This window comes from Endozoicomonas acroporae (genome assembly GCF_002864045.1).
Lineage (GTDB): Bacteria > Pseudomonadota > Gammaproteobacteria > Pseudomonadales > Endozoicomonadaceae > Endozoicomonas > Endozoicomonas acroporae.
The window spans coordinates 1-2,587 of the sequence record NZ_PJPV01000288.1 but is presented as its reverse complement, the minus strand read 5'-3'; the positions used below and the strand labels follow the sequence as shown (position 1 = coordinate 2,587).

General features: G+C 48.2%; 5 protein-coding genes. 3 read left to right on the top strand and 2 right to left on the bottom strand.

Features of this window, described 5'->3' with window-relative positions; all coding sequences use genetic code 11:
- Positions 1-230: 230 nt before the first annotated feature.
- Entirely contained in the window at positions 231-608 is a 378-nt protein-coding gene (locus CX664_RS25260) for a tyrosine-type recombinase/integrase (protein ID WP_101749327.1), read from the bottom strand.
- Between the two features lie 333 nt (positions 609-941).
- On the opposite strand from CX664_RS25260, the gene CX664_RS25255 reads away from it, so the two are divergent.
- Both CX664_RS25255 and CX664_RS25250 read left to right on the top strand, forming a co-directional pair.
- The gene (locus CX664_RS25255) at positions 942-1,352 is read left to right on the top strand and encodes a hypothetical protein (protein ID WP_101749326.1); all 411 of its coding nucleotides are present in this window, start codon (positions 942-944) and stop codon (positions 1,350-1,352) included.
- Positions 1,353-1,434: 82 nt separating this feature from the next.
- Positions 1,435-1,845: a phage tail terminator family protein gene (locus CX664_RS25250; RefSeq protein WP_101749325.1), complete on the top strand. Its 411-nt coding sequence runs from the start codon at positions 1,435-1,437 to the stop codon at positions 1,843-1,845.
- Here CX664_RS25250 and CX664_RS25245 read toward each other — a convergent pair.
- Entirely contained in the window at positions 1,842-2,240 is a 399-nt protein-coding gene (locus tag CX664_RS25245; protein WP_241693514.1) for a DUF2237 family protein, read from the bottom strand. The genes CX664_RS25250 and CX664_RS25245 overlap by 4 nt on opposite strands.
- A 35-nt stretch (positions 2,241-2,275) precedes the next feature.
- Between CX664_RS25245 and CX664_RS25240 the strand changes: the two genes are divergently transcribed.
- Positions 2,276-2,557, top strand: a complete 282-nt coding sequence (locus tag CX664_RS25240; protein WP_146000378.1) for a hypothetical protein — start codon at positions 2,276-2,278, stop codon at positions 2,555-2,557.
- The last annotated feature ends 30 nt before the right edge of the window (positions 2,558-2,587 follow it).

Sequence of the window (2,587 nt, the reverse complement as noted above, 5' to 3'; positions counted from 1 at the left end):
ATGAGTAACCGGTGCGCTGATCTTGCGGGAAGCGGGAGGCGTATTAAGTAGCTAACCATATGAAATCATATATTTCTGACTCCTTGTTCAGGCACTCTGCTTCGTTACAACTCCGGTCACATAGCTACGGCTATGCTCCCTCCGTTGTGCCTCGCATAGCACCTGCCCAAGTAGCCAGAAATATGTGATTCCATATGGCCAGCTACTTATTGCCCATTACGATAGAGCTATTAGCGATACAGTACAATAATATCTGCGCTTTGCTCAGCCCCTTTTACAATTCCCTGCTGCCAGCGAGAATTCAGACACTCATTTCTGGCCCAATAATTCTCTTCCATTGCCTTACAAACAGTCCAGTAATCCGGTGGATTCCGATGGATCAGGTGGGTATAACGGCGCAGGTTATCCCAGGTCTTATGACCACTACGAATGGCCACCTCCGGAATACTCATCTTCTGTTCAAAGAAACGGGAAATACCTTCATGGCGGAAAGAGTGAAACCGCAACTCAGGGAACCCCAGTGCCTTGGTTCGCTCTGAAAATTTGGTTGATATCGACTGTGCCTTGTAAGGAAAAATCCGGTCTTCACCTTTAATCCTGGGCTGCATGGCAATGATCTCTAGACAGGGGCACAATGGCACATTCTGGTGATTGCCGTATTTCTTCTTAGGGTCCTTCCTGTCCCTGATACTCGACTCTAAAGTTTTTGCCTGACCATTAAGTTAAATTTGAGCAGGTCTCACTGCTGCTACTCGGGCTTCACGGCTGCGCAAAGCCTTCATCGTGGCAACAGGAGGCCTGCTGTACCAAGCTTGGTTGCAAAGTAATGTATTGGCAACTTTTATATGACCATGCTTATACGTGTTCTTCCCTGCGCTACCCAATTTATTGATCATCTTGACCAGGCTTTACGTCAGGCTCCGCATGCTCAGCGACTGACTATGAAGCAACGCTATTTTTTAGCATTTGTCATTTCAGCAATGATTCTGACTCAGAAGCTCTGCTGGGCAACCATGGAACGTCGAAGTCTTGGCCAATACACATCAGCCGCCTTATGGTGGATGTTTTATCGATCCGAAATTGTCTGGCATCTACTGCTACGCATCAGTGTTCTGGTCATCATTGATCGTTATGGCTTATCAGAGGGAAATCTTCTTATTGACGACACTAGTTGTGGAGTCAGAAAATCCTCAAGAGAAGCTCAAGAAACTGACGGAGTCTCTCGAAGACTATCGTCCGTTGAGAATATCCAGCAAGCATATGGCAGGCAGGGAGCTTGGGAGAATGATGCCAACTGCCTCACTCAAGTACCGTTTGCCGGAATATCAAACACTCGTGCATTAAAAACTTGAGAGTCGAGTGAAACCTCACTGGCAAAAATCAGACCTCTACTGGTAAACCGGTTTACTGAACTGCTCCATCAAGAACTCAATTATGCCTTCAACATCGAATCCTGAACGACAGATTATTGAGAGCTTGGTGGAACATCTGAAGCTGGTTTCTGAAAACACGCTCCTTGGCTATTCAGCCACCGGCCAGGAACAGGATTTAGATCTTCCGGCTATTCTGGTGCAGCTGGAATCCATTAATGAAGAACAGCGCCAGGGACAACGGGCAAAATACCGGATGGCGTTCAATATCAGTGCCGTGGCCAAAACCAACAAAGACACTACATACACGCTGCTGGATTTAACCCGTTCCATTCGTGAGCTATTCACTACCGGCCAACGCTTCACTCCAGAAGCCCGAAATATCCAATTCAGTGAAACCCAGTTTGATATTGCGCCAAGCAATGCCCATCTGTCGTTTGCAGACCTGCAAGTGAGCATCGAGGTCGTACTTTAAGGCTCATCAGCAGCCAACTGTTTTAGCGTTGCCAGCTCAACGATTTCCAGTGCCGCCCTATTGGTTGCATTCAGATAAACGGGCGGGGCGACACCTGCCTCATGAGCCTCTGCCCAACGGGCTGCACACAGGCACCAGCGATCACCGGCTTTCAGGCCAGGAAAGCCAAGCTCCGGATTAGGTGTAATGAGGTCATTGCCTTTGGACAGGGAAAATTGCAGGAACTCATCGGTCATTCGGGCGCAGACCGTATGACTGCCGGAATCTTCCAGACAGGTATGGCAAAACCCATCCCGAAAGAAGCCCGTCACTGGACTCTGGCAGCAGGCTTCTAACTCAGTACCGAGCACATTGGGCTGTTCAAACACCAGTTCTACCATGTGAAACCCTCCCATGATTAACCCATGACCTACAGGATAGGAGAAAAGCCATGTCTACGATGGACCGTAGTTTTATTGGTGCTGGTAGCATCTACCTGAAGCCAGCAGATGACTCCGCTCCCTTGCTGCCAGTTGGCAACGTGAGCGAGTTCAAATTCAGCTTTGAAGAAGATAAGAAGGAGCTGAAAAACTATCTCGGTGGCATTGATAACCTGGGAGTCACCGTGAGCTATACCCCAGTGGCCAGCAATATGGTTCAGGCCTTGATTGAATCAGGCAAAGAGTTTGTCCTGTTTATGGAAGGCCTGAACGATGCCCAGGACGGTAAGTAGTTAACCAAATGAAATCGTATTTTCTGACTA

Excerpts from the sequence above, each read along its gene's own strand:
- CX664_RS25250 (WP_101749325.1), top strand. The coding sequence starts at position 1,435 with ATGCCTTCAACATCGAATCCTGAACGACAGATTATTGAGAGCTTGGTG.
- CX664_RS25245 (WP_241693514.1), bottom strand. The coding sequence starts at position 2,240 with ATGGGAGGGTTTCACATGGTAGAACTGGTGTTTGAACAGCCCAATGTG.
- CX664_RS25255 (WP_101749326.1), top strand. The coding sequence starts at position 942 with ATGAAGCAACGCTATTTTTTAGCATTTGTCATTTCAGCAATGATTCTG.
- CX664_RS25240 (WP_146000378.1), top strand. The coding sequence starts at position 2,276 with ATGTCTACGATGGACCGTAGTTTTATTGGTGCTGGTAGCATCTACCTG.
- CX664_RS25260 (WP_101749327.1), bottom strand. The coding sequence starts at position 608 with ATGCAGCCCAGGATTAAAGGTGAAGACCGGATTTTTCCTTACAAGGCA.